Source organism: Deinococcus psychrotolerans (genome assembly GCF_003860465.1).
GTDB classification, from domain to species: Bacteria; Deinococcota; Deinococci; order Deinococcales; family Deinococcaceae; genus Deinococcus; species Deinococcus psychrotolerans.
The window spans coordinates 380,904-407,139 of the sequence record NZ_CP034184.1; the positions used below are offsets into that span (position 1 = coordinate 380,904).

Genomic DNA, 26,236 nt, shown 5'->3' on the forward strand with positions numbered 1-26,236 from the left:
TCGTGCAGCTTAGCGAGGTCAGTCATGAATCCACCGCCCACCTCCACACCCAAGCCCCCCAACCCCAAGGCCGCCCCACCCGCAAAACCACGCCACAAGGCCAAGCACACGCCCCAGTACGTCCTGGTCATGACCGACACCGACAACACTCTCAGCGACAAAAAAGGTCACGTTCAGACCGTCACACCCGACACCCTCGCCTCACTCAAATTGCGCGGCACCGTCCACGTCGTTGACCTCACTGGCTTGGCTGACATCACCTTCACCCCCGCGCCCGGCCTCACCCCCCAGCAGGCCAGCAGTGCCATTGCCCTCAGCCCCGAAACCTACCTCCCCGCCCACGTCGCTGAAGACGCCATCTTCGGCGTCCTCCCCACCATCGACGACCAAGGTGAAAACGCGGCCCTCATCACTTACACCTCCAAACAGGCCATGGGCGACCTCACCCGCGCCCTCTCTGCCGCAGGACTCAGCCTCCTCAGTGTCGAAAATGCCGCCCTCACCGCCCTGCACCGCCTCCCCAAACAAGGTGGCGGGGCCATTATCACCAGTACCGAACATCAGCATGTCGCCCTGATCGCCAACGACACCCGCATCATCGGACGCATCCGCCAGCCTGCCAGTCAGCAGATCGGCGAACGCCTCGACCAGCTCTTTGACATGCTCACCTCCATCACTAGCATCCTCCACGGTCAGAACACCAGCCTGGATCACATCATCCTGATCGCTGATCCCGAAAGCGCCCAGCGACTCCATGACGAAACCATGCACGGCACACCCGACTTCACCCTCGACATCCTCACCCAATCCGACCTCGCCCAACTCGGCTTCCTCGCCCCCACCCTCCCACTCAAACCCGGTAAGCAAACCAGCACCGTCCAGCGCGGCGACCTCAAAGCCTACCTCCCACTCGCCATCGGCCTCGCCGTCGCCGTCCTTCCCTTCCTCGCCCTCACCCTCCTCAATCAGGCCACCCAGCGCCAAATCAGCGGCGACCAGGTCGCCCTCACGGCCCTCTCCGCGCCCCTCAACGAGTACGCCGCCCTGAACACCAGCATCGCCCGCGGGCAAGCCGCCCAGCAGCAGGTCAACACCATCCTCAGCAACCGCGTGAACTGGCCCCAGAAGCTCACCGCCCTCACCGACCAACTCCCCACCCAGAACGGTGCCTTCACCGTCAAACTCCAGACCTTACAGGCCACCGCCATCCAGAGCGCCCCACCACCACCGCCCACGGCCAGCGTCCCGCCCACGCCCGGCGGCACGCCCGTTCCCATCAGCGCTCCCCTCACCCTCCCCGCACCCACCATCACGTACACCCTCACCGCCCAGGCCACCAACAAAGCCGCCATCAACGACGCCATCAACACCTTAGAAAGCCGCTACGCCCTCAACCTCACCACCTTAAGAAAAACCCTCCCCACCACCGCTCAGCAAGGCGTCTGGGTCATGCAGGCCACCGCCACCGAAAAACCCACCCTCAACCCCCAAGGCGCGGCCCAATGAACCGCACCCTGATGCTCGCCCTCGCCGCTGTCCTCGCCATCGCGGGCAACGCCACCCTCGCCAAAACCACCTGGCAGCAGCACGTAGGCCTCCAGACCCAAAGCCAGGACATCCGCGCTCAGCTCGACGCCGCCCAGAGCAGAATCGACGCCCTCCCCGCCCTGCGCCTGCGCGTCAAAGCCAGCCAGGCTGAACTTGACCGCATCACCGCCGCCTTCCCCGCTGAAGAAAACCTCGGCATCCTCATCGCCCGCATCGAGCAAGCCGCCCAGGAGCAGCAGCTCAACTTCACGCAGCTCACCCGCAGCACCCAGCCCAGCCCCCTACCGGGCTTCACTGAAGTTCACCTCGCCCTCAACCTCACCGGCTCCTACCCCAACCTCTACCGCCTCCTCACCTGGACCCACGACGAAAAACGCGTCCTCAACGTCACCGACATCACCTCCACCAGCACCGATCAGGCCCTCACGCACACCCTGCAAGTCATCGGTTACACCCGCAATCCCACCACCGTCACCGGGAGGACGCCGTGAACCCGACCCAGCCCGACCCCCAGCCGATTCAGCCTGACCTCCTCACCCCCGCGCCGACGCCCGCACCGTCCCGTCCGCTCAGGACCCTGACGCGCGTGCGGCCTCTCCCATTGACCTTGCTGCTCCTGGCCACCCTCGCTGCCGGAACCGCCGCGTATCTCAAGACCCGCCCGGCGAGTACCCCTGCTCCCCTGACCACCCTCGCCCCCCTCCCGGTTTCCGTTCCGATCACCCACACCCAAACCACCATCACCACAACGGCCAAGCCGCAACCGACACCCAAAACAACCACAACCAAACCCAAGTCGGGCGCTCCTGCCAAACTCACCGGCCCGACCAGCACCACCGCAGGCACGCTCACCCCCAAGCACCTCGCCACCGTCAATCCCTACGACGTCACCCCAGCCATCCCAGATCCGTTCGTCGCGCCCAAAGACAAAGCAACCCTGCCCTCCAGCTCGAACGCTGCCGCGCCAGGCCTCTCTGCCCTGCCCCCACTGCCCGCAACCTCCACCGCTACCGCTGCTGCTGCGACACCCGCGCTGCCCGCACCGCCACGGCAGACCCCCCGCGCTGCTCAGCGCACCGTTCTCGCGCCACCCATCACCGCCTTAGCCCCACGCCCCATCACCCCCATTCCAACCTTTACGGCCCTGCCCTCCCTTCCACACAACACCCCCACCGCCCTTCCCGTAACGCCCATCCCCGCCCCTCAGCCTCCGCAAGCCCAGATCCGGCCCTTGCCACAGGTCAACGCAGCGGCGCAACCCGCACCCCGCCTGGTGCTCACCCCACCCAGCCCAGCAACACCAGCGCCAGCCGCACCACGCCAGCTGTCCACCCCCGCACCGCTCCAAACCTCAACAGCCACACCACCAGCACCAGCCACCCCCGCACGCCCTGCACCGCTCAACGCCGCTCAGCAATGGGTCAGCAACAACACCGTCACTTACGCCGGACGCGCCGATGGCCAGACCAGCATCGCCATCCTCAACACCAGCTCCGGCCCCGTCTACGCCGACCTGAACGCCACCATCCCCGGCACTGAAGTTCGCGTCACCCACGCCACCCCCACCAGCGTCGACCTCACGCTCGACACCTCCACCACCACCCTCAACCTCAACAGCCCTCAACCCTGAAGCTGCGCCCAGTCGCTCTCCACCGACCACCCTCGTCGTGAACGGACGCCCCTAGGGACGCCACTCCTCGCCCGCGACCACCCTTGACCCCCACCACCATGAAGCTATGAAAGGAACCCCCATGCGCCGTACCCCGCTCACCGCCGCCCTGATCCTCACCGTCACTCTCAGCAGCGCCGCCTTCGCACAGACCACCCTGCCCGCCCTGGCCGCGCCCGCACCCACCACCGGCCCCGCCGCACAAAGCGTCACCCTTCCCGACACCAGAGCCCTCAGCGTCCCTGTCACGCTCACCGTCCCCTTCGGCGGCCTGCGCCTCGACGACGCTCTCACCGCCCTCACCAAAGCCAGCGGGTTTCAAGTCCTCACCCAGGGCCTCCCCGCCGTCACCCTCCGTACTGGCCTCAAAGCCATGCCCCTTCGGGACGCCCTCACCACCCTCCTCAACCTCTACGCCCCACAAAGCGCTGCCACCGTCCGGGGCAAGCTCATCATCATCGGCGACGCCACCAACATCAACCGCGTCAACAACGCCCCCGCCCCCACCAGCGACGAACAGACCCGGGTGTTCAGCCTCCCCGGCCTCACCGCCGATCAGCTCAGTAAACTCGCCCCCATCCTCGCCGCCAAAGCCGTCCTCTTCGACACGGGCACCATCATCCTCTCCGGCACCAAAACCGAACTCAAAGCCGCCGCCGGTCTGCTTAGCCAACTCCCCAAACCTCAGAGCACGCCAACCGCGCCCGCCGCGCCGCTCCTGAACCTCACCTACGCTGTCAACGGCGACCCGGCTCAGATCACGGCGGCCCTCAAGGACATCACGGGCGCGACCATCGCCCCCGTCGGTTCCACCCTCGTCGTCAAAGGCACCGAGCAGCAGCAAAGCACTGTCAAAGCCCTCCTCGCTGCCCTCCCCCAACCCACTCCGGCCACTGTGCCGTCCACCCTCATCACCCGTACCTACCCCGTGCAGGGCGACACCACCCAAGTCGCTCAGGCCGTCAAAGACGCCACTGGCACGACCCCAAGCATCGTCGGACAGACCCTCGTGGTCAACGCCACCAGCCAGCAGCAAGACCGCATCAAAACCTTCCTCGCGGCGCTCCTCCAACCCACCCCGGTCACTGTGCCCGCTCCACTCATCCAGACCTACCCCGTGCAAGGCGACGTCGCTCAGATCGCTCAAGCCATCAAAGACAGCACCGGGGCCGCCCTCACCATCGTCGGTCAAGCGCTGGTCGTCAAAGGCACCCCGGATCAGCAGCAAGCCGCCCGCGCTCTGCTGGACGCGCTGCCCAAACCACCCCCCCCCACGCCCGCACCGGCACCCCTCGTCACCCACCGCCTGTCTTACCCCAGCACGGATCCTGACAGCGACGCCAAACTCCTGACCGCCCTCCTCGGCGATGCCAAGGTCATGGCCTTCCCCGACCAAGCCATCATCATCGTCGACGGCATCGACGCTCAGCAGCAGCAGGCCAGCCAGATCCTCAGCGACCAGCAGAGCCGCGACCAGGGCCGCATCACCGTTTACTACCCCGTCATCGGCAAAGCCAGCGACGTCGCCGCCGCCCTCAAACGCGAATCCCCCCAGTCTCGCGTCGACACCGTCGAAGGCCGCAACCTGATCGCCGTCCGCGCCGCCCCCGAGGAGCAAGTCCGCCTCGCGGGCGTCATCCGTAACCTCCAAGCCCAGCCTGAAGCCATCCCCGATGACCAGACTTCCATCACCCGCACCGTCACGCTCAGCTACAGCGACGCCGTCAGTCTCGCCAAAGACCTCAGCACCTTCACCCCCACGCCAGCCCTTCTGCCTCTCACCGGGATCACCCCCAGCCCCGCCACGGCAGCCACCGCCGCAAAGGTCTCGGTGCTCGCCGACGCCCGCACCAACAGCTTGCTCCTGAGCGGCCCACGCGGACTCGTCACCCCACTCCTCGCCGCCATCAGCAGCCTCGATGTTCCCGTCAAGAGCGTGCGCGTCAAACTCCGCGTCGAACAACTCCGCGACAGTGACGGCTCCGACCTCGGCATCAACTGGCAGTTGGGTTTAGGGGGCGTCACCCTCGGCCAGAAGGACGGCACCCTCAGCGTCGGCTACGCCCCCAGCGTCTCCCCCGCCAGCGTCCAGGTCGGCCTCAACGCCGCTCAGAACTCCGGCAAGGCCCGCACCATCATCAACAGCAACTTCCTCGCCCTCTCCGGCCAGCAGACCGACTTCACCAACGGCGGAGAACTCCTCTTCCCGGCCACCACCACCACCGTCAACGGGCAGAACACCACGATCCCAGGTCAGACCTACCAGTACGGGCTGAACATCACCGTCACGCCCCGCCTCGCCGCTGACGGCACCATCGTCCTGACCCTCAACACCCAGATCGGCAACACCCCGAGTGCAGGCCCCCAGAACAGCATCCAGCAAGACAAGCAAAGCCTCAAATCTACCGTCCAGATTCGCCCTGGTGAGACCGTGGTGCTCGGCGGCGTGGTGACCGACACCGACAGCACCAGCAAATCCGGCGTGCCCGGCCTCAGCCGCATCCCCATCCTCGGTGCGCTCTTCGGCAAACAGAGCGCCAGTGTCAGCAAAAACACCCTGCTGTTCGTCATCAATGCCGACCCCATCCCTGATCCCCGCCCCACTGGCACCCAGACTGTCACCCTCACCCCACCCACCGTCACCGTTATCCCGCCCACCGTACCCGCAGCCGCTCCCAGTCAGACCCCGCCCACGCCGCCTGTCACTCAGACCCCTAGCTCAACCCCCGCACTGCCCACACCATCGCCCACCACGACCCAACCCACTGACGCCCCCACCCAGGTCACCGCTCAACCCGCCCCCAGTGATGGAAGGCAAACGGTCGACATCCCCGCCGCAGGAGACAAGAAATGAAAAAAACCCTGAGTGTGATGCTGCTCCTCGCCATCAGCAGTGCCGCCGCCGAACCCCTCCTCGTCTCCCTTGATCCCCTGCCTTACGGCGCAATCCAACTCGCCTACAACCAGTACCTCATTCCGAACATCGGCGGCATGAACGTCTTGCTCTACAGCAGCGCCCCCCTGACCTTCTCGCCCCCCGGCCAGACCCTCACGCCCAAAGCCACCCTGAGTCTCAGCCCGCTGCCCTTCGGAGCCGTGCGGATGAACGACTCGCAGTACATGATTCCCGCCGTCATGCCCGGTGTAATGGCCCTCGTCGTCAGTGCCACGCCTCTGAATTTCGCTGCCTCACTGCTCGCCATCCAGACGCCCGGCGTGAATCCCCCCACAACGGCCACGCCCACGCCAAGCCCCGCACCGGCTATCGCCGCCCTCGAAGCCAAGACCAACACAACGGCTTCTTTACCTCCACTACCCACCAAGCAGCCACCTACCGCCGCCCTCCCACAGCCAACACCAACCAAAATGGTGACCGCCGTGGCCGTTCAGGACACACCAGCACCCACCGCCACATCGCTTGCGCCGAAGGCCACGCCTGCCGCTGTCGCCACCACACCGGACGCACCGAAAGCCCTATCCGTCGCCAGTACGACGCCAGACGCACCAAAGGCCACCTTTGCCGCCAGCACGACGCCAGCAGGCCCCAAACCTGCGCCGGACGCACCCAAGGCCGCTCCTGTCGCCACCACACCGGATGCACCCAAGGCCCCGTTCATCGCCGCCCTTCCCCGTGAACGTGGCGAGGATGCCGCCCCCCTCACGACCGAAGTCAAGTCTTCCACCCGCCTGCCCCGCCTCCCCGGCCTCCCCGACGACCTCACCGGCAGCGTAACCATCACCCAGCACAGCAACAAAGTCACCTTCAGCTATACCCTCACCAGCCTTAGCACCACCACCTACACCCTTAACCCCACCGCCCTACGACTCACCCAAGACGGCCTCGGCGTCCGTGCCCGCCTGGACCGCCGCAACGGTAACCTCACCCCCGGCACCCTCGCCCCAGGTAAAGGCGAAATCGGCACCATCACCGTCAACCGCGCCACCAGCGCCGACGTCCAACTCACCTGGCTCATCACCGACAACGCCGGACACACCTACACCCTCAAGGCCACCACCGCCCAACAATCTGACGCGTTGAGTGTCCAGTAGTGCCCATCTTCACTTACACCACCCAGAGTGACGCTGGAGCCGTCACCACCGGCAAACTCAGCGCCCTCAGCCGCGCCGCCGCCCTCCAAGACCTTAAACGGCGCGGCCTGCGGATCATCGATCTCAAAACCACCAGCCCCCTCACTGGCAACATCCAACTCAGAAACCCCAGTCCCAACGGCATGGACATGAGCCTCTTCTGCTCCCAGTTCGCCCTCATGGCCCGCGCTGGCGTCTCCCAAACTGAAACCCTCCAAGCCCTCACCCGCACCACCAGCAACCGCAAGCTCCAACTTGCCCTCGAAGACGTGCGCCAGAAAGTCGACGGCGGCATCCTCATCACCCGCGCCATGAACGAACACCCTCTCATCTTTGATCGCAGCTTCATCGCCCTGATGACGGCCGCCATCCGTACCGACACCGTCGCTGGCACTATGGATCGTCTCAGCATGATGTACGAACGCAACGTCAAAGTTCAGCAGGAAGTCAAGAGCGCCCTCGTCCAGCCTGCCATCACCATCATCTTGGCCCTCGTCGTCGTCCTCGTGCTGAGCATCCTCGTCATCCCGCAGTTCAAAAGCATGCTCGAAGGCATGAACGTCCCACTGCCGATCTATACCCAGGCGCTGATCGCCACGTCCGAATTCATGCGGAGCTGGCTGGTCATTTTTCCCACTGCCATCATCCTGACCGGCGGGGTTCTCTTCCGGCGATTTCATCAGACCGAACACGGCAAAGGCAAAGTCGACGAGTTCCTCCTGAAAATCCCCAAGGTCGGCAGCCTCATTCTGCTCGGCTCGCTCTCCCGCATCAACCGCACCCTCAGCACCCTGCTCAGTAACGGCATCCCCAAGAACGACAGCATCGACATCGCCGCCAAAGCCAGCGGCAACGCCGTACTGGAGCGCATCTTGCAAGAAGGCCGCGCCCACATCGAGCAAGGCGGCCTGCTCTACCAGGTGCTGGAGCGCTACCCCAAACAGTTCCCCGCCACCATCACCGGCATGGTCAGCACCGGCGAGCAGCAAGGCGAACTCGCTCCGATGCTCGACCGCGTCGCGGATTTCTACGAACGCCAGGTCGAAAACGACGCCAAGAACCTCACCAAGACCATCGAGCCGCTAATGTACGTCGTTATCGGCGTCATGGTCGGCGGCATCGTCTTGGCCATCATGTCTCCCTTGTCAAGCATGATCGCGGCACTCAGCAAATGAAAACCCCCACCGCCGCCGCTGGATTTACTCTCATTGAGATCCTGGTTGTCATCGCCATCATCGGCATCCTCATCGCCGTCCTGATCGGCAATTACGGTGGTGTCCTCAAACGGGGGCAGCGGAGCGTCGCCCAGAATCACGGGCGCATCGCCAGCCTGGCCGTGACGCAGTGGCTCTCTCAGAATCCCATTCGCACCGCCGATACCCTCGATAACGCCGATTGCACTAAACCCACCTCCTTCGTCGGAGAAGGCACCGTCAGCAGCTATCACGCAGGCGATCTGGGCTGGCCCGCGCCGAGCAGTTCACAGGTCACGTGCGTCATTCACGCGCAGGGCCGCACGGTTCAGGTTGCCACCAGCGCCGCCGACACCAGCTATATCAACGGCGAAACGCCGTAGGAGGTCTCTATGCCTAAGAGTCTCGCCCCTCCCCTGACCGCGGGGTTCACAATCGTTGAGCTGTTGGTGGTGATCTTCATTATCGGCCTGATCTTGAGCCTGACCCTGCCAAATTTACATAACGATAACCGCGATGTTGACTTATTCGCCTTCCAGCTCTCGTCTTACCTTGAAGACGCTCAACAATTGGCCAGAACCCAAGAAGAAAAAATTCTGGTCAACTATAATTGCCGTAAAAAAGAATTCTCTTGGGTACAATTCACATCAACAGATCCTAGTGTCACGGGAACTTACGAAGAAAGCAAAATAGTAGCGGATTCCATCCTGAAGGTGCCTGACAAGTTAGATGTTGCACCCCGCTCGCAAGTCCAATGCGGGAACATGCCCGCTTATGTGGACAGCACAGTTCGCACGGTGACGTTCAACCAAAGCGGCCACATCATCAGCCATACCTATCCCAATGCGTTTATCGCTGGTCAAGAAAACGATTATTCCCGACTCACCGGCTACTTCGTGGCCGTCAGTCCATTCTTGGGGGTGAGGACGTATTAACCGCGACGAGGGTTTCACTTTAATTGAAGTGCTGATCGCTGTGGTGCTGGTGGGCTTGGTGGTCGGAAGCGTAATCATCAGTAGCGTCAATCTCAGTAACGTCAATGCCCGCACTCAGTTACAGAGTTTAGAAGTCTCCGCCGCTCGCGCCGTCGCGCTGCACTTTGCGGCCACACTCCCCACACCAGGGCAGGTGCTCAGCGGACCAGTCAGCAGGATCATCGCCCTCAACGACCTGAGTGAAGAGCAGCGCAACTTGATGAGTCGTTTCGGCTACACCCTCTCTTCCACAAGCAATCAACTGACCTTGACCATCGCTCGCCTCGACGTTCACCCTGATCCCAACACCTTGAATCTCGTCATGCAACAGCGCTAAGGAGACACCCGCATGCCCAATCTCCTACCGCCCACCGCCCACCACCGCGCTGGCTTCACCTTGGTTGAACTCCTCGTGACCCTGGCCCTGACCGTCTTGATCGTCAGCGCTCTGGCCACCATCCTGCCGCGCTCCATGGCCCTCAGCCGCACCGACACCCTCACCGCAGCCACCAATACCGTCTTGACCAACGTGGTCGGCACCTTAAATGCCTCCTTCGACCGCTCACGACCCATCATTTTACTCAGAGCCAGCCGCACCCAGTTGGAATTCTTGCAACTCGGCGAACCCCAACACATCCAAACGCTCGACGGCACGCCCACACAAGGTCAAGACACCTTCAACATGCCCATACTCAGCACCAACCCCGTGGGCGTGGAGTACGTTTTCCTCAACACGGCGGGCGATTACTTGCTCTCCACCGTCAAAAGTTACCAAAGCTCAGATCAGACCCTCAGCTTTGCATGCGCCATGAACTTACCCGGTCAAGTGCAGGCCTACACCTACACCCGCGTGCGCTACACCTTCGCTTCACCCGTGTTCTCACGCACGGAAAAGCTCAGCAACTTCGCTGGCTCTGCTGGCATTTCAGATCCCGAGTCCGTCAAAGCTCAAAATGTCCAGTTCGCCCCCGTCTATGGACAGACGCTGGGAGACTTCGGCATCACCTTCCAGCCGCCCCTGGCGAGCATCATGGTCGCGGGCCGTTCGCAGCCGATGACCGGCTTGAATTACGCCATCACCGCCCTCGGCTCCGGATTGAGCGTGACCAATGCCGGTTCCGTTCGCGTGCGCCTGGCTGGAAAAACGCAGTGGGCCTGTGGACAAAAAGCCGGAATACCGCCCAATAGCACAGGCACCTTACAAGTCAACACCATGCTCGAACATGATCCAAAGGCGCTTGGCAATCCGCGAGTTGATGTGGTGGGTGCCACGAGCACTCAGAGCATCACCACCTTCGCTAAGTCCCTTTTCCCCGATTTGATGCCTGGACAGTACAACGCCAGCGCCGCACCGCTGGACATGAACGGCACCTCGTATGACCCTCACATCACCGGCAGTCCCGCGACAATAGGCGACGGCAGCAACGCCACCATCAATGTGGATTATCAGGAAGCTACAGGCACCTTACAGATCATCGAAGACGGCTTACCCGCAGGCAGAAGTGCTCAGATTGATGGAACAAAGCTTTACTCTGCTGTTCCCACCATACGCGGCAAAAAAGCCTACCTGACAGCACTCGTCAGTCAGCTCTTGCCTGGAACGTACACGCTCACCTCCTTTAGCAAGGACATCACCGTCAACGGTCAGACCTTCACCGCGACGCCTATCAGCGTCACGATCACGGCCCGCAAGCTCACCACCGTCCACGTCCAGTGGCAGCCCGCCACCGGCACGGCCCTCATTCACATCCAAGGCCTGCCCGCCAACCAATCGGCCACCTTCCAGTTTTACGGGCGCTCCCCTTATTTCCTTAAAGACTTCACTTCACCCAACGGGGACGTCACCATCGGCCAGATCCTGCAAGGCAACTACGATCTCTTCGCCTTCAAGACGACCAACGGCTACGTCGCCACGATCTCATGGCAGCTCGGAAGCAAGTCCGGCAGCGATCTGGGGGAAAACGGTGCGCGCCTTCCCATCGGGCCGGGCCAGACCACCCTCGTCACTGTCAATTATGCCCTGCCCTCCTCCGGCCCACCCAGCGGCGGTGCCGACAGTTTCCTCGTCTGGGGAGCCATCGGCAGAACCCTCCCCACCGCCGTCGTTTACTTGCGCCCCGGTCTGGAAGACCACCAGAATCCCTCCCCTGCCCCCATGACCGCCTATGTCATGTCCAACCTCGACGCCGTGCGCGTAGCTGCCGGGTGGTACACCATTCTCGTCACCGACTCGGCCAACGGCACCATCCTCTACCGCACCGTGACCTACATCGGAAAGACCCCCGCCTTCTCACTCACCACCACCGGCCCCGAGTACACCATCCAGAGCGCCCCCATGCCGTATCTCGACACGCTTTACGTTGGTGACAGCGCCACCGGCAACCTCGTCTTCTACGCCACCAACGAAATCAACCGCCCGCTCAAGACCACCATCACCACGCCCAACGACCGCGTCGTTCATACCAACTTCGATCAGAGCTTGCTGCAATACGTCGGATCGTTCGGCGTCTCAGACGGCCCGACCGGTATCCTCTGGCAACTCCAGAATCAGGGCCTGAACGTCGATTACGAAAACTACCAGCCGATCAAGGACAACATCAACAACAGCGTCCAGTCCCCCGTCACCCAGCACGACTTCTGTTCGAGAACCAAAACCGGCACGACCTTCCAGGACTGCATCAGCGACTACGCGCGCTACGGGAAGTGGTGGTGAAGCGCCGCGAGGACGGCAGCGTGCTGCTGCTCGTCTTGATGGTCAGCGTCATCCTGATGGCGCTGCTGGCCGCCGAAGTGACCATGACTCGCTACAACCTCAAGGTCGTGACCAACGCCACCGTCAGTGCCCAGCTCGACGTGCAGGCCATCTTGAGTACCCCCGATGCCATGCGAGATGTCGTCGCCCGCTTACCCACCGAATTGAGTTTGCGCGTGCCGAACACCAGTCCCACGAGCAGCAACTTTAGCCAGACGCTTCAACGCACGCTGGATCAGGACTGGGCGCAGTGCAGCTTATCTGGCCCTGTCGTGACGAACGTGTATCTAGGGCAATATTCGTGTGGTCTGCAAGCGGTCGGTGCGCCATCACCCAACGCGGTGATGAGACGTCAGATCAATACCCATGACGTGCAGGAGGTTCGCCTGCCGTTGCTGCTCAATGTCACCGCGTCCTCTTCCCTGGGCAAAAGCACCCGGCAAGCTCGCGGCGAAGCGGTCTACCGCCAGAATGTGTCGGCCAACGCCCTGCCTATCACCACCTTTCAAGTGATCAGTGACCAGCTCGGCTTGCCCATTCCTGAGAAACTCATCTTTGACGGCCCAGTGCAGATCAACGGCAGCTTGAAATTCGCTTTGGGCCGCAGTGAATTTCTAGGCGGCGTCAGCAGCGCCACACCCAGTCTGCTGCTTGGCGACACCCTCCTGACACCCACCAGATTCGCGCCGAGCGTGGCCTTCCCGTGTGAACAGCTCAGTGGTGATTGCCCCAAGTTCAACGCAGGACTGAGTCTGAGTGCGCCGAGACTCATCATTCCAACCTTGACGGATAGCCCCGACATCACGCTCAACGGCATTCAGGAACTGGTCTTGGCCCCCTCACCCCAACGGGGAACCATTGTGTATGCCTGCACGGCATCGGCCTGTGACCGGTACTGGTACGGCCCTAAGCATCTCCTGTTCAAACACATTCTCACAAGTCCCGTTCCACCCTTAGACGGCCTGACCTTCACGCCCCCAGAACCCACTGATCCGATGCAACAAGCCTGGACGCAGCTCAGCGACTCAGCTTCGGGTTTACTGCTGGTCAATGGTGACGTGTCGGTCCGTGCCCTGACGCCCAACGGCCCCGCCTTTCAAAATGCCCTGACCGTGGCCGCCACCGGGACGGTGACCGTCACAAGCAGCTTGAATGCGCTACAGCCACTGTGTTCGACGTTTACCGTTCGCAACGACGATGGCAGCCTGACGCCCGCAACGTGCAATGGGATCACGCCCGATCTGCTCGGACTGGCTTCTTTGGGCGGCAACATTGATCTGAGCAGCGCCGCAGATGAAACCGAGCTGAATCTGCAAGCCAGCCTCCTTGCGCCGTCAGGCAGCGTCAGCATTCAAGCCGCCAACCTGAAATTCGTCAAGTGGGTGGGAAGCGTGGCCGCGCATAGCTTCACGCCGGACGTGCGGATGCACCTGGCTCAAGACGCACGCGGCCTGAATCCACCCGCCTTTCCGCTGCTGCCGATGGGGATGACGCCCCCGACTATCCGGTTAGAGACCGACGGAATGCTCAACGCCGATTCGCAGTTCTAGGGCGCAGTAGCCAGCCGCACCCATACAGGCAAAGAGAAAGAGGCCCAGCTTTAAGCTGGGCCTCTTTTGCTGGCATTGGTAACTGCTCAGCGGACTTGTTCGACTGTCCAACTCCAGAACCCATCTGCGCTGCCATACGGTACATAGACGAACGAACCAATCAGATTGGACGTGTTCACCATGAACTGCTCGCAGTTCAATTGGCCCGCAGCCGTGCGGCCATCCGCCAAACTGGGGGTATTGGTGCCGTAGACATATTGCATCAACCCAAAGCTGAAAAAGTCGTCCACGTAGCCGTTGAGCATGGCGTAGAGCCGCAAGTCATTCCGACTAAAACTGGTTGCCGAGGTTTGAGAGATATAGGCAGCGTATTCACGATTGCCGTTGTCTAAATTCGCATTGGTGGCTATGGGGGGCAGGATCGGATACTTCTGACCATTGCAGTTGCCAGAGGCCCGAATGCGGTTGATTTCGTCGAGTCCCGCTTGCTCCTGAGCAGTACGCGAGTGAATGACATCAAGGTAACGGTGGATGGGTACGTGGCCGCTACCCTGATACTGCAAAGTGACGGGGATGCGACTTGTCGTGCCGTCTTTGTAACTGATGAGCAGCTCAAAAGGCAATGGGGGAGTGTCAAATCCCGCGAAGCCAAATCCGAATGTCACCGTCACTGAACGGTTTCTGGGGCCAGGACGGTTGTACGTGATATCAACAGGGTTAGCACCGTTTTGACCTTGAAAGGGCAAATACTGCGGCAGTGCGTCGATAGAGCCAATGTTATTGCCGTCTACCGTATAACTGGCGAAGGACTGACCCGTCGTGTCGAGGGCCACGCCTGCGGATTTGAGTACATGGGCAGAATTGGTAGCGATGAAATCCACGCCAAAATCTAAGACTTCATCCGCAGGCGCACCTGCTATTTTGACTTTAATGCTGTAAGTGTTGGGCTGAGTGTTTCCGTTATCAGTCAAAATCACTTTGCCTGCTTGTTGACTGATCGTAATACCCTGAGCAAGTAATTCATCTTGGTGCATCAAATCCAATGCACCTGTGTAAGGCCGCGTCAGGTCAACTTTATTTTTGATTTGGTCAAGATAGTATAACTGAATACTGATGCTGCCATTTTCAGGCAAAACCTTTTGACTATTATCGTCCGATAAATAGAATTTGCCCGCTGGTGGCTGTGGGTTGCCCGCTGTTACGAGCACACTCAGGGTGGTGGTATGGGTCAGCGTACCGCTAGTGCCGGTCACTGTAAGGCTATAGGAGCCTGCGGCGGCACTGGCATTGGTTACCGTGAGGGTCGCGCCGTTGAAGGCCGCCTGGAGGCCCGCAGGCGCACCGCTCACGCTATAACTCACATTACCCGCAAAGCTATTGGTTGGTAACGCGCTCGCACTCGACGTGGCCGACTGCCCTTGAGCGAGCGTCAACGCATTCGGCGTCAGGCTCACCGTGAAATCAGGTGTCGAAGTTGGAACTCCCGGCACCGTCACCAGCACCGTCGTCCCATGCGTCACCCCACCCCCAGACGCCGTGACACTCAACGGATAACTCCCCGGCGCAGCCCCCGTATTCTTCACCGTCAACGTTGTCCCACTGATCGTCGCGCTCAACCCAGCGGGTGCCCCATCCACGCTATACGTCAAAGAAGCACTGAAGTTATTCACCGCGCTCGTACTCAACGTCACCGTGCTCTGAGCACCCGTCGCCAGGGAAAGACTACTTGGCGTCGCACTCAGAGAAAAATCTGGCGTGCCGGGCGGCAAGGGAGGAGCCGCCTGCGTCGTGACGCGCAGCAGCGCCGTATGGATCAGCGTGCCGCTCGTTGCTGTCACCGTGACCGTCGAAGTCCCCGTGGCCGCACTGACGTTCGTGAAGCTCAACTTCGCACTCCGCACCGTCGCCGTCAGCCCAGCGGGTGCGCCACTCACGCTGTACGTCACGTCACCCGTGAAACCTCCGCTCGGCGTCACAAGGGCAGAGACAACCGCAGACTGCCCAGCCGTCAAGTTCAGTTCACTCGGGTCGAGGTTGAAGCTGAAATCCCCCGCGATCGGCACGCTCACCGCTGGAACCGTCACCGTCACGGTGGTCTTCGCCGTACCGCTAGGGCCAGTAGCCGTCAAGGTCAGTGGATAGCTGCCCTGGGCCGCAGCGGTGTTGGTCACGATCAAGCTGTTGCCGCTGATCGTTGCGCTCAGGCCACCAGTAGGGGCGGCGCTCACGGTGACGCCGGTGGTATTCGTGACGCTCAGACTGGCCGTTTGCTGCTGACCCGTCGGCACGTTTAGAGCGGTGGGCGTGGCGCTGATGGTCGGTGCAGTGACGGTGGCGGGTGGCTTGGTGGTCGGGATGGTTGCACCGCAGGCGGCGAGGAGGAGAGTGGTGATCAGGATGAACGGCAAGGAATTGATTAGTTTCATGCGTAGCTCCGAGTATTTATTTCGCTGTGGGCGTAATCCTGAGATGCTGCACAATACTCAGAACACGCCCTCACGTCAACTCCCCACCACGATAAAGAACATGATGATGGTACTTACGCCGAAAACCCAACAAACACACCCACCACACCAGCGGGACATCCAACCCCCGGTCAAAATCCTGTTACGTTGCACTTAACCCAGAGGTCAACTGAGCATCTGATCAATAGGAACACCCCCCGCGCGATTCTCAAGACCGTTGTTCGCAGAGGGTGCCGTGCTAGAAAACTCAAAAAAGTTCCTGTCTGCCCAGAGCAGGAGGCTTTCGCCTACGCCTCAATCTACCCGTGCGGGCGTCTCCGGTCAACCGTCCGGAGCGGGATCTGGCAGACCCGAGACCCCTGCCCGGCGACTTACCGTGAGCACCGAAGTCACGCCCGACATTCGTTTTGCCCAAGCCCTCGAACAAGTCAAATTCTGCGCCAACGCCTACGACATCGCCCAGGTCACCCTCGGTCTATTTGGCATCGACCGCTGCGGGGCGTATCAAGCCCTGCCTGCCATGAATGGCCGGACGCTGAGACGGGTTATCTCAGCGTTGCCTGTCGTCGCTGTCCCGGATGGTGTCCACATGTATTTGACGGTAGTGAAAGAACCAAAAAAACAACGACATGCGGACAGCAACGATTTGGCCCTCCCAGCTGTGGAACGGATAGCTGCTAAAACCTTCTTGCCGGAAGAGTTACACCCAGTCGTCGCGGCGGCGGTGGCTGCGCGGGTCAGTCCGACAACAGCGATCAAGGCCGTGGTCAAGTACCGCAACCCGATTGAACTGGTCACCCAGCGGCTGAGAGACATGAAACGCTTGACGCAGCACACCATCATCAGCAATCCCGGTGGCTTCTTTACCCACCTAATACGCCAGAACGAAGACGTCGAACTGGCCAAAGAGCCGGTGCCACGCGCACCGAAGGAAAAGAAGCCAGTTGTGCTTCCACTGGTGGTCGGGGATGTGGTCAAGCTCTACAACGCGCTGTGCCGGGTCATCCGGGTGGGCACAGCCCGCAGTGACATCGAGCACCCAGATGGGTACGAGATGGGCGAGAGCAACGAACGGCTGCTGGTATGTCGGAGGTTGATCATCAGTGGGAGATAGGCGAATACCTGGCATTCCGGCTGGCTCAATGGCGCGTAAAATCTTGACAGTAGCCTCAGCGACGCCGCGCCACTGGTTCGAGCTGAAGGAACTGTCCAATGACCGGCGTCTGCGATAAATCCAGCATCACTCGAGGGCAAGCAGGACGGCAACTCTCCAGAGATACACGACTTCAGATCAAGATGAAGGCGAGTTCAACCAGTCCTCGACGTTTAAACCCGCAACCCGTCTGAACTCGCGGGTATTGTTCGTCACCAGGGTCAGGTCATAAGCAAGTGCCGTCGCCGCAATCTGAAAGTCCAGCGGGCCGATGGGTCGCCCTGCCTGCTCCAGCTCAGCCCGAATCCGTCCGTAAGTCTCAGTCACCTGCGAATCGAACGGCAACATCACCAGTTGGGAAGCGAAGGCCAACACCGCCGCCAAATTGTGTTCAACACGCGCACTCTTGTAAACCCCATGAAGCAATTCTGCTTCTGTCACGGCGCTGAGGCCGACTTCGCCGGGAGTGAGTGCCGCGAATCGTTCGCGCACAACGGCGGGTTTGTGTTTGATAATGAAGATACAGATGTTGGTATCAAGCAAAAAACGCAGGGGCAGACTCAAAAGGCTTCCCGCTCCTGTGCCATGTCCTGTTGGCGTCCAGCGGGCAGGAAATCGTCGCCGATACAGACCAGAGCGTCGAAGGCCCCAGCCAGCGTCATTTTCGGGTGAATCGGCCTGATAATCAGGGTCTCGCCGTGCCGGATCACTTCAACCTCGCTGACATCCAGCCTCAATTCGCGTGGGAGACGTATGGCCTGGGAATTGCCGCTCTGAAACACTTTTGCCGTGGTCACACTCCACCTCCGTAGATACACTTCAGTATATACAAATCGGTGAATGCCAAGCACAAAAGCTTGCACACTGCACAAAAAGGCCCCGCCAATCAGTGGGGCCAAACGCGGCGCTCAAGGCTACTTCTGGCACTCGGCCACGAACCAGCTCACCCCGCCATCCAGCGAAAACTCGTACTGCGGTATCCGTCTCCAATGCGCTGTAGCCTTGGTTCACCCTGCCATCCCGCGAGAGCATCCAAGTGGAATCAAACAACTGTCCCGGAAGGGTTCTGGCAAGTTGTTGCTGACAAGGTAAACCCGAGGAGCAGCGGCAGCAGGTGGCCTGAAGTTCAGGCTACCCGCTGCATGACGGCCTTCCAGCTTCGCAGTGCGGTTCTTAGCAAAGAGCGTCGGTCGTGAGCGGGGATGGTCGAGCGGGTAGAGCCGTGAAGATTGGTGTCTTGGGTGGAACAGCGCCGATGACGACACTTGCCCGCTGATGCTCGCGTGCAGGTCGAGAAATCCTTGGGTTCGTTTGACCTGTCGAAATCCCAATTGGCCTCGTTCCTGACGTCGTGTAGCTCGGTGGGACTGTCTTGGGCAGAACGGCAGGAATGGCCCCACACGGGTGTTCTTGTCCAGAACGGCACCCGTATGGGGCCTGGCCGCTCCGTTCATGACGATACGCCCGGATGGACGCCTGCCCGCTGCTCGACAATGTTGTTGCACCGAGCGGTCGAGATCACCTGCTGGTGGTCGACCCCATCTAAGCTGGGAAGCTCGCGGATCGCGGCTCCGTAGCTGCGAAGTTGGTCGGCGTGAATGACCTCTGGGACGTCGTATTCAGCCAAGAGTCGCTTCGAAAGGGTCTTTGCAGCCTCGATATCTCGATACCGTTGGAGCAGGATATTGAGCACGAAGCCGTGCTCGTCGACAGCTCGCCACAACCAGTGCCTGACACCATCGACAGTCGTGCACATTTCATCGACGGACAGCGTGCTGAATGATGGTCATGGGGAATCGGCGGCGGTAGGGCTCAAGGTCAGTCACGGCGGATCAGCCTACCCCAGACCTGTTAAGGCAACACAACCCCACAGGTACAGTTACAGGACCCGATTGAAAGCTCTGGCGCAGGCAGCAAACAGTTAAAGTTAAGAACCATCCTTTGCCTCAGAACAACCTCCACAGTGCGTTGTGGAGGAGTTGGATTACTTCCGCAGGCCCATCCTCACGCTATGACTGATCAACAACAGCAGCAAAACCAGGGCGACGATTTGCCAAACACTCCAGCGGCGCTGCATCAGCGAGAGCAGCATGGAGGCGATCAGAGCGGGTGGAACAAGCCAAGCTAAGAGATCTTTCAGACACGTCAGCAGCCGGAATTCGGGGTGTTGCTCGAAAGCGGTCCCTACTGGGCTGTAGTTCAGGCAGTAAGAACCGGTCTAGTCTGACGCGCACGCACAGCAAGCAGAGCCATGAAATCGACCCAGCACTGGATTACCGTGTCGTCCAGTGCCAAGATGCGGCCAGCGTAAACGGGCTTGCTCTGGACGTCCAGCCAGCGCCTGAGCTTGATCGCGCGTCAGGGATCTTTGGCGAGCACTATCCCGGTTTCGATCTCGCCCAGGGTGATCAGGCTGAGGTACGAGGCGTCTGCTGGGAGTGAGGCCAGGTAAGCCAGAACTGCTGGGCTGGGTCGTGAGCGGGTTGGCTCGCTGATCACGTTGATATCGAGCAACACCCGCGCCGCTGGTGGATTCACAGGTCTAGCGTGCGTCCTGGGCTGGGGTGGAGCTCAAAGAGATCCTCGTCCGGCAGGTCGCTCCAGTCGAAGCTGCCTGTGATGGCCTCCAGGGCGTTGTGCGGTGCGGGGTGGGCAATGGGGGCCCGCTGAACCGTGACCAGCGGCGTGCCGCACTGAGTGATGAGCCGCGGCTCGTCATGGGCCGCCTTGATTAGCTGCTCAAAGTACGTCTGTGCATCCTCTAGGCTCCAGATCTTGGTCATAGACAGAGTGTTGCCTGTTTCTCGGGTCTGTGCCGTGATCCAGACCCGTACGTCCATTCATTCGCTCTTCTCCCCCGCACCGCAGGCCCAATAGCTGCTCCCAGGCTCTCTGCACACGCCAGTGCTGCTGCCTTAGCTCGAGTGAAGAACGTGGTCAGTGGGCCTGCGCTGCAGGGTTGCAGCGAGCTGAGCGGAGATGAGGTGGAAATGCAGCTGGTGCCGAAACATCCAACATATGCACGCATCAAACCTTGAACCAGACCACGCTCAGGTGGCTGACCACGCTGAGCGAATCTAGACGATGTTGAGTTACTCAATGCCGCAACGTCTGTTTACAGCGTTTTACGGTTTGGGAGCGGCCCAGTTGTCGGAAGGCAAGCCGAGCTGGTGAAACAGGTCGGCACGGTTGTAGTAATCAATGACCTGCTCGATCTTTCCGTCTCTGAGTTCAAAGACGGAGCTGACTGGTACCGAGAACGATTTTCCGCCGAGATCACCGAAGCCGACGGGCGTGCCGCTAAATACCCACTGGACGGCGGCACGGTCGCCAATCTGAAAGGCGTCCAGCAAGACCGCGTGGGCATCGGGAATGCTTTTCAGGGTCAGCGTTACCCAGCCAGCGATACCGTCTTTCCCGGTGTTTTTGGCCTGGAAGGCAAAATCCTGATACACGCCGTCCTCGGTAAACAACCTTGCCATGCCCGCCGCGTCGGCTTTGTTCCAGGCGTCTGCCCACTGCTGGACAATTGGGGGCACCGGGCGACTGGTGGCAACTGGAAGTGTAGACCCAGTCGGATAAGGAAGAGCCAGCGACAGGCCAGGGACGGTCAGGGCGACGAGAGCGGTCAGGGTGCGCAGGGTGGACATGGTGTTCTCCTTGGATGGATCGGGTGAGAGCGAAGGGTCGAGTTTGCAGGAGCTTTCAACGGCGCAGTGTTCCTCCGTGAGAACGGCGCTCTCTCCCGGCACCAATGCTTAGTAGGGCAGGGACGAGAATGAGCAGGCCGAGCAGGGTGCCGAGTTGGAGGTGCTGCAATTTCATCTGGGTGCGTTCGAGGTCAGTCATGCCAATTCCTTTGGTCTTTAGGTCGAGTGGTTAGCGGACAGAGAAGCAGGTCTGTTCATCAGTCCTCTGTGTCAGGGGATCAGCACCACCTTGCCCATCACGGTGCGTGACTCGGCGAGTTCCATGGCCTGCCGCACTTCGCTCAAGGGAAATCGGGCCGCAACGTAAGGCCGGATGACGCCCTGAGCGAGCAGGTCTAGCACCTGGCTGAGCGCTTCGTGTTGGCGCTGACGAAATTTTCTGGGGCTGATTGTCTTGCCGCTCCAGAAATCGTAGAAGGAAGCCCGGCGACCATTCGGCAACGCAGTCCAACCGATGATCTGAACGACCATCTTGAGAAACATCGGGAGCACAGGGCCAGCTTCATTCAGGTCGGCGGCCATACCGTAAGCGACCAATGTGCCGCCCTTAGCCAGCAAATCGAACGAGCGCCGGGCACTTTCAAGTCCCAAGTGATCGAAGGCGGCGTCCACGCCGCCTGGGGCCAGTCGCCGAATCTGGGCTGTGAGGTCGGGGGCGTGGTAATCAAGCGGTTCCACGCCCAGTTCAAGCAGCGCGGCGTGGTGCCGTGGCGAAGCGGTGCCGATGACCCGTATGCCGGCGTGCCGAGCCAGTTGCACTAGCACAGTGCCCACACCGCCGTTCGCACCGTGAACCAGGATGGTCTGACCCGGTTTGGCACGGGCACTGCCGTACAGCATCTGCCAGGCGGTGACGCCGTTGACGATGGCCGTCTCAGCTTCAGCGGAATCGACGGACGCGGGAACCGCGACCAAGTCAGCAGCATTTACCAGGGCGTGGCTGGCCCAGCCACCGATCTTGGTGGCGACGGCGACCCGCGTACCGATTAGTGCTGGATCGACGCCAGTCCCGACTTCCTGAACCGTTCCGACGAGATCGTAGCCGGGCACGAACGGAAACTTCGGCTGACCGGGGTAACGTCCCCGCCGCATCCCTTGCTCGGCGAAAGAGATGCCACTGGCCTCCACCTGTACCAGCGCCTGGCCTGCAGCGAGTGCGGCCAGAGTCCGCTGCTGAACCTGAAGGCCGGAAGGTTCGACGAGTCCTGGCAAAACGATCTCGGTGATCCGTATGGTGCGTGTTCTGGGTAAAGTCTGGGTCATGATAATTCTCCTTGTGGTCGAGAGGCATAGTCGTGTGTTTTATGGATGTTTGATTGCTCACTCACTTTCGGAGATAACTCTTTATCGCTTTCCTCCTCTCCTCCCTTAATCAGAAGTGTTGGATGCCGTTCGTGAGCAGTCTGGCCCAGTCGGTGGCGTCGTCATCGAGTCCGGCGACCGTGATCAGGTGACACAGTTGCCCGTAAGCGATGAACTGCTGCACGGCGACGTCTGGAGCCTGGGAGCGGGTTTTGACGAAGGTGACGATCAGGGCCAGGCCGTCTCGTAAGGCGGCAGCGATCTCTGGCACTGTTGAAGCAGACTGAGCATGCACCTGAAGCATCAGCAGGGAGCGGTCGGCGATCAGGGCGGCGTAGGCCGCCCCCATCGCCTTCAGGACAACTTCGGGAGACTCATCTGGGGCTATCTTGGCTCCAGCTTCGAGGGCCACCCGAATCAGCGCGAAGCAGCGCTCTAGGGCGGCGACGAAGAGTTCTTCTTTGCGAGGAAAGAGCTTGAAGACGTAAGCCGTCGAGATCTGGGCGTGCTCGGCCACAGCACTGACCGGCGTACCGAGGTAGCCCGCGCGGGCAAAGACGGTGAGGGCACTGGAGATGACTGTCTCACGCCGGGCTTCTGAAGTGGAAAGGGTCAGCGGGGAAGGCACGAGGTGAGTGTACGCTCACTCAATATAGAAGTCAAGCGAGGAGGCTTGTACTTGGATTCCTCAAGTTACCAACCCTGACGCAATGCACTACGCCGCCTCCAAAGGAGCCGTCATCACCCTGACCAAATCGATTGCGCGGGGCTTTGCTGGCCAGGGTGTCCTGGCGTATTCGGTCGCACCCGGCTGGGTCAAAACTGAGATGGCCGAAGCGTATCTGGCAGAGCACGCAGAGGAATTGCGCCGGGAATTGCCTATGGGGCAGGCCGCGCCACCAGAAGACGTCGCCAACACGGTGGTCTTCTTGGCTTCAGGCATGGTGCCGCACATGACGGGCACAACTTTGGACATCAACGGCACGTCCTATGTTCGGTAAATAGGGTGTCTGTGAGCCTCAGTGACAAGGGCACGGAAAGCTGCACTGGCCCAGTAGGGGTTGGACGAGCTGCGGCTGACCGTAGCGGGGTGTCGCGATGGCGGCGAGGGTGGCCGGTGCCGGGTCGGTGGCTTGCAAGCGCAGACGCTCAGCGACCTGGTCATAGAGCGCTCGCCCTTCGGTTTCGTCGGTGCTGTAGCCCTTACCCGAGACGATGTTGAGCTATCTATCCCACCACGTGTCGGCGCTCCACCGCTGCTTCCAGAGCAGCTTCTAGCCTGAGCAGGCCCTCATGGATGTCGCGCGGCGTGGCCGTGAGCGGTACCAGCACCCGAATCACGTTGCCATACAGCCCAGCTTTGAGTAGCAGCAGCCCTCGCTCACGGGCCTGTTCCACCACCCGCTGGGTCAGGGCAGTCGCGGGCGTCTTGGTGAGCGGGTCTTCAACCAGTTCCAGCGCCAACATCGCGCCGATTCCCCGCACCTCTCCAATTTGAGGAAACCCAACTGCCAGCTTGTCTAACCCCGCCCGCAACTGCTCACCAAGGGCCGCCGCTTGAGGGAGGAGTTCACCATCGTCGAAGAGGTCGAGGACGGCGTTGGCAGCGGCGCAGGCCAGCGGGTTACCCGCGTAAGTTCCCCCAAGCCCACCAGGAGCAGGCGCGTCGACGATGTCCGCTTTGCCAATGACTGCTGAAATTGGCAGTCCCCCACCGAGGCTCTTGGCAACCAGCACCAAGTCCGGTTCGGTACCGCTGTGCTCAATGGCAAAGAACGTTCCAGTCCGGCCCACACCGGACTGAATCTCGTCCGCGATCAGCACCATGCCGTGCTGCGTGCACCGCTCGCGCAGGCCGCGCAGAAAAGCAGCGGGCAGCGGCAGAAAGCCTCCCTCACCCAACACCGGCTCCACGATAATGGCCGCCACCTGATCGGCACCGACAGTGGTGATCAGCAGCTCATCGAGTCGGTCGAGGGCCTGCTCGGCGCTGACACCCCGGTAGGAATAGGGCGCGGCCGTGTGGTAGACCTCCGGAGCGAAAGGGCCAAAATTCTGCTTGTAAGTGCTGGCTTTTCCGGTCAGCGACATCCCCATCAAGGTGCGTCCATGAAACGAATGGGTCAGGGAGATGACGGCGCTCCTACCCGTGTAGCTGCGGGCCATCTTGACGGCGTTCTCCGTGGCCTCGGCCCCGGTAGAAAACAGCGCCCCTTTGACTGGACCTCGGATGGGCGCACGAACGCAAAGGCGGCGGCACAGCTCGATGTATCCCGGATAGAGCGCCACCTGAAAACAGGGGTGCAGGAACTGCTCCGCTTGGGCCTGAATGGCCGCCACCACCCGGGGGTGGTTGTGTCCGACATTGAGCACGCCGATCCCGCCCACGAAATCAATGTATTCACGGCCCGTGATGTCCCACACCCGGGCATTCTCGGCTCGGGCTATCACGACCGGATGGGCGTTGTTCACGCCCCGTGCGACGTAGGTTTGACGGTCGGTGAGCCAGTCGTGGGGCTGCTGGAGCTGGGTCATGATGAAGTCCTTTTACCAGTAGGCCGCTCGCCTACCATGTGTAAGCCAGCTTCAGCGGCGCACACGGTATACGCCTGGTGGCTGCTCATCGGTGTACAAATGTTAAGAATATTGGCATGATGGCAAAGCGCTCCGAAGCCTCGCTGACGATAAGGAGGTTGATGTTCGGCCAGTCGTTGTCTGCGCCGTGAAGGTGACCAGACGGCCGTGATTGCCAAGCTCGCCTCCTGCCAGACTTTGTTATGAACCACCGTCATCGTTCCAGCGCCTAACAGACCAATCCGAATCATGCTTGACCGGCTGGGGTGGGCAGCACTGAGCCAAGCTTGGCCTCCAGCTCTTTTGACCAAGGCTGGCCGTACTCTGAAATCTCAAACGCTTCGGCAAAGCGCACCTGAGCCGCGTGAGTTTCGCCGTAACGAACCGCCAGTTGCGGCCTCAAGCGCTCGGCAAGGCGTTGATCGGTATCCAGATAGGTGCTTTGAAGCCAGGACTGCCGGGCCGCCGCGTCCGGGAAGACAGGCTCGGCTTGGCCAGACGCGAAGGGCAACCATTCGTAGACCTGTGAAGTGTGGGCGTCCAGCATCTGAAGTTTTTGCTCAACCACTGAGCCGATGTCAATGACTAGATCGGGCTGAAAGGGGACGGGCCGCTGAAAGTCATCGTAGAGATAGCCGATCACCGGTTTTTGCCGGAGTGCGGGTGTGAGCGCCCGGATGTTAGGAACTTTGGCCAAATACGAGGCGTCCAAAACCAACTGAGCCGTGGCCCGGTGATCGGGGTGGTAATCGCCCAACCGGTGAGTTAAGACCAAGTCAGGGGCAATGCGCCGGATGATGTCCACCAGCTCCCAACGGTTGGCAAGGCTGGGTTCGAGTTCGCCGTCGTGGTGGTCAAGGACGAGATAGTCAAGCTGCATCAGTTCAGCAACCGCCCTTGTTTCGGCAAGTCGTCGCCGCGCCAGCGGGCCGCCTCCTTCAAGGTGGTGCCCGGCGTCGCCGTTGGTCACGGAGATGAACATGACCTGGTGTCCGGCCCGGCGGCACAGCGCCGCAAGTCCACCAGCACCGAACTCGCAGTCGTCCGGATGCGCTCCGATCACGAGAAGGGAAAATGCGGAAGTCTCAGCCATGTGATCTTTTCAGCATTGCAGTCTCCAGTGAGAGCAGGGCGGGGCATACATTGAAGGCGAGGGCGATCACTGCGTCTTAAGGCTGATAGCCAAGTCGATGCACTCACCAAGACGCTGGAAGTGTGACTATGTGCTGGCGTTTATCGTCTTCGGCCTGCTCACAG

Annotated in this window: 25 protein-coding genes and 2 pseudogenes; 13 read left to right on the forward strand and 14 right to left on the reverse strand. The window is 61.0% G+C overall.

Annotated elements, in window-relative coordinates; all coding sequences use genetic code 11:
• The first annotated feature begins 24 nt into the window (after positions 1 to 24).
• The 11 genes from EHF33_RS15520 (at position 25) to EHF33_RS15570 (ending at position 13,775) form a co-directional block, all read left to right on the forward strand.
• On the forward strand, positions 25 to 1,506 hold the full coding sequence (locus EHF33_RS15520) for a hypothetical protein (protein ID WP_124873798.1): 1,482 nt from the start codon (positions 25 to 27) through the stop codon (positions 1,504 to 1,506).
• Complete coding sequence (pilO, locus tag EHF33_RS15525) at positions 1,503 to 2,039, forward strand: type 4a pilus biogenesis protein PilO (RefSeq protein WP_124873800.1); 537 nt, start codon at positions 1,503 to 1,505, stop codon at positions 2,037 to 2,039. Before EHF33_RS15520 ends, pilO begins: the two co-directional genes overlap by 4 nt.
• Positions 2,036 to 3,178: a hypothetical protein gene (locus tag EHF33_RS15530; RefSeq protein ID WP_124873802.1), complete on the forward strand. Its 1,143-nt coding sequence runs from the start codon at positions 2,036 to 2,038 to the stop codon at positions 3,176 to 3,178. The genes pilO and EHF33_RS15530 overlap by 4 nt, the downstream gene beginning before the upstream one ends.
• Positions 3,179 to 3,284: 106 nt before the next feature.
• The gene (locus EHF33_RS15535) at positions 3,285 to 6,071 is read left to right on the forward strand and encodes a type II secretion system protein GspD (RefSeq protein ID WP_124873804.1); all 2,787 of its coding nucleotides are present in this window, start codon (positions 3,285 to 3,287) and stop codon (positions 6,069 to 6,071) included.
• Positions 6,068 to 7,267: a hypothetical protein gene (locus EHF33_RS15540; RefSeq protein ID WP_124873806.1), complete on the forward strand. Its 1,200-nt coding sequence runs from the start codon at positions 6,068 to 6,070 to the stop codon at positions 7,265 to 7,267. The genes EHF33_RS15535 and EHF33_RS15540 overlap by 4 nt, the downstream gene beginning before the upstream one ends.
• Positions 7,267 to 8,481, forward strand: coding sequence for a type II secretion system F family protein (locus tag EHF33_RS15545; RefSeq protein ID WP_124873808.1), 1,215 nt, complete (start codon positions 7,267 to 7,269; stop codon positions 8,479 to 8,481). Before EHF33_RS15540 ends, EHF33_RS15545 begins: the two co-directional genes overlap by 1 nt.
• Positions 8,478 to 8,882, forward strand: a complete 405-nt coding sequence (locus EHF33_RS21545; RefSeq protein ID WP_124873810.1) for a prepilin-type N-terminal cleavage/methylation domain-containing protein — start codon at positions 8,478 to 8,480, stop codon at positions 8,880 to 8,882. Before EHF33_RS15545 ends, EHF33_RS21545 begins: the two co-directional genes overlap by 4 nt.
• Positions 8,883 to 8,891: 9 nt before the next feature.
• Positions 8,892 to 9,434, forward strand: a complete 543-nt coding sequence (locus tag EHF33_RS15555) for a prepilin-type N-terminal cleavage/methylation domain-containing protein (RefSeq protein ID WP_124873812.1) — start codon at positions 8,892 to 8,894, stop codon at positions 9,432 to 9,434.
• Positions 9,430 to 9,810 (forward strand): prepilin-type N-terminal cleavage/methylation domain-containing protein, encoded by a 381-nt coding sequence (locus EHF33_RS15560; protein ID WP_124873814.1) that lies wholly within the window; start codon positions 9,430 to 9,432, stop codon positions 9,808 to 9,810. Before EHF33_RS15555 ends, EHF33_RS15560 begins: the two co-directional genes overlap by 5 nt.
• Positions 9,811 to 9,822: 12 nt before the next feature.
• Positions 9,823 to 12,186, forward strand: a complete 2,364-nt coding sequence (locus EHF33_RS15565) for a prepilin-type N-terminal cleavage/methylation domain-containing protein (RefSeq protein ID WP_124873816.1) — start codon at positions 9,823 to 9,825, stop codon at positions 12,184 to 12,186.
• Positions 12,183 to 13,775, forward strand: a complete 1,593-nt coding sequence (locus EHF33_RS15570) for a hypothetical protein (protein WP_124873818.1) — start codon at positions 12,183 to 12,185, stop codon at positions 13,773 to 13,775. The genes EHF33_RS15565 and EHF33_RS15570 overlap by 4 nt, the downstream gene beginning before the upstream one ends.
• An 86-nt stretch (positions 13,776 to 13,861) precedes the next feature.
• Here EHF33_RS15570 and EHF33_RS15575 read toward each other — a convergent pair whose 3' ends face one another.
• Positions 13,862 to 16,201 (reverse strand): COG1470 family protein, encoded by a 2,340-nt coding sequence (locus tag EHF33_RS15575; protein WP_124873820.1) that lies wholly within the window; start codon positions 16,199 to 16,201, stop codon positions 13,862 to 13,864.
• A gap of 415 nt (positions 16,202 to 16,616) precedes the next feature.
• Here EHF33_RS15575 and EHF33_RS15580 point away from each other — a divergent pair, with 415 nt between their 5' ends.
• On the forward strand, positions 16,617 to 17,354 hold the full coding sequence (locus tag EHF33_RS15580) for a hypothetical protein (RefSeq protein ID WP_124873822.1): 738 nt from the start codon (positions 16,617 to 16,619) through the stop codon (positions 17,352 to 17,354).
• A gap of 177 nt (positions 17,355 to 17,531) precedes the next feature.
• Here EHF33_RS15580 and vapC read toward each other — a convergent pair whose 3' ends face one another.
• The 10 genes and pseudogenes from vapC to EHF33_RS15620 all read right to left on the reverse strand — a co-directional run bounded on the left by vapC (position 17,532) and on the right by EHF33_RS15620 (position 23,033).
• On the reverse strand, positions 17,532 to 17,957 hold the full coding sequence (vapC, locus tag EHF33_RS15585) for a type II toxin-antitoxin system tRNA(fMet)-specific endonuclease VapC (RefSeq protein ID WP_241191339.1): 426 nt from the start codon (positions 17,955 to 17,957) through the stop codon (positions 17,532 to 17,534).
• The gene (locus EHF33_RS15590; RefSeq protein WP_124873824.1) at positions 17,954 to 18,190 is read right to left on the reverse strand and encodes an antitoxin; all 237 of its coding nucleotides are present in this window, start codon (positions 18,188 to 18,190) and stop codon (positions 17,954 to 17,956) included. Before EHF33_RS15590 ends, vapC begins: the two co-directional genes overlap by 4 nt.
• Positions 18,191 to 18,519: 329 nt before the next feature.
• Positions 18,520 to 18,763, reverse strand: a pseudogene (locus EHF33_RS21550) (hypothetical protein); the annotation flags it as partial.
• Positions 18,764 to 18,879: 116 nt separating this feature from the next.
• Positions 18,880 to 19,158 (reverse strand): annotated as a pseudogene (locus tag EHF33_RS15595) (DDE-type integrase/transposase/recombinase); the annotation flags it as partial.
• 593 nt (positions 19,159 to 19,751) lie between these two features.
• Positions 19,752 to 19,931 (reverse strand): PIN domain-containing protein, encoded by a 180-nt coding sequence (locus EHF33_RS15600; RefSeq protein WP_124873828.1) that lies wholly within the window; start codon positions 19,929 to 19,931, stop codon positions 19,752 to 19,754.
• Positions 19,928 to 20,176, reverse strand: a complete 249-nt coding sequence (locus EHF33_RS15605; protein ID WP_124873830.1) for a hypothetical protein — start codon at positions 20,174 to 20,176, stop codon at positions 19,928 to 19,930. The genes EHF33_RS15600 and EHF33_RS15605 overlap by 4 nt, the downstream gene beginning before the upstream one ends.
• A gap of 342 nt (positions 20,177 to 20,518) precedes the next feature.
• Positions 20,519 to 21,043 (reverse strand): nuclear transport factor 2 family protein, encoded by a 525-nt coding sequence (locus tag EHF33_RS15610; protein WP_124873832.1) that lies wholly within the window; start codon positions 21,041 to 21,043, stop codon positions 20,519 to 20,521.
• Between the two features lie 55 nt (positions 21,044 to 21,098).
• Entirely contained in the window at positions 21,099 to 21,242 is a 144-nt protein-coding gene (locus tag EHF33_RS21195; protein WP_164473561.1) for a hypothetical protein, read from the reverse strand.
• A 71-nt stretch (positions 21,243 to 21,313) separates the two neighbouring features.
• Complete coding sequence (locus tag EHF33_RS15615) at positions 21,314 to 22,366, reverse strand: medium chain dehydrogenase/reductase family protein (protein WP_124873834.1); 1,053 nt, start codon at positions 22,364 to 22,366, stop codon at positions 21,314 to 21,316.
• A 109-nt stretch (positions 22,367 to 22,475) separates the two neighbouring features.
• On the reverse strand, positions 22,476 to 23,033 hold the full coding sequence (locus EHF33_RS15620; protein ID WP_164473562.1) for a TetR/AcrR family transcriptional regulator: 558 nt from the start codon (positions 23,031 to 23,033) through the stop codon (positions 22,476 to 22,478).
• 55 nt (positions 23,034 to 23,088) lie between these two features.
• Here EHF33_RS15620 and EHF33_RS15625 point away from each other — a divergent pair, with 55 nt between their 5' ends.
• Entirely contained in the window at positions 23,089 to 23,406 is a 318-nt protein-coding gene (locus EHF33_RS15625; RefSeq protein ID WP_277425546.1) for an SDR family NAD(P)-dependent oxidoreductase, read from the forward strand.
• Between the two features lie 226 nt (positions 23,407 to 23,632).
• Here EHF33_RS15625 and gabT read toward each other — a convergent pair whose 3' ends face one another.
• From gabT to EHF33_RS15640, 3 genes are read right to left on the reverse strand one after another with little or no spacing between them, the layout of a single operon-like run.
• Entirely contained in the window at positions 23,633 to 24,940 is a 1,308-nt protein-coding gene (gene gabT, locus EHF33_RS15630) for a 4-aminobutyrate--2-oxoglutarate transaminase (protein ID WP_124873838.1), read from the reverse strand.
• Positions 24,937 to 25,230, reverse strand: a complete 294-nt coding sequence (locus EHF33_RS21965; RefSeq protein WP_124873840.1) for a Gfo/Idh/MocA family oxidoreductase — start codon at positions 25,228 to 25,230, stop codon at positions 24,937 to 24,939. The genes gabT and EHF33_RS21965 overlap by 4 nt, the downstream gene beginning before the upstream one ends.
• Positions 25,227 to 26,072 (reverse strand): PIG-L deacetylase family protein, encoded by an 846-nt coding sequence (locus EHF33_RS15640; RefSeq protein WP_124873842.1) that lies wholly within the window; start codon positions 26,070 to 26,072, stop codon positions 25,227 to 25,229. The genes EHF33_RS21965 and EHF33_RS15640 overlap by 4 nt, the downstream gene beginning before the upstream one ends.
• Between the last annotated feature and the right edge of the window lie 164 nt (positions 26,073 to 26,236).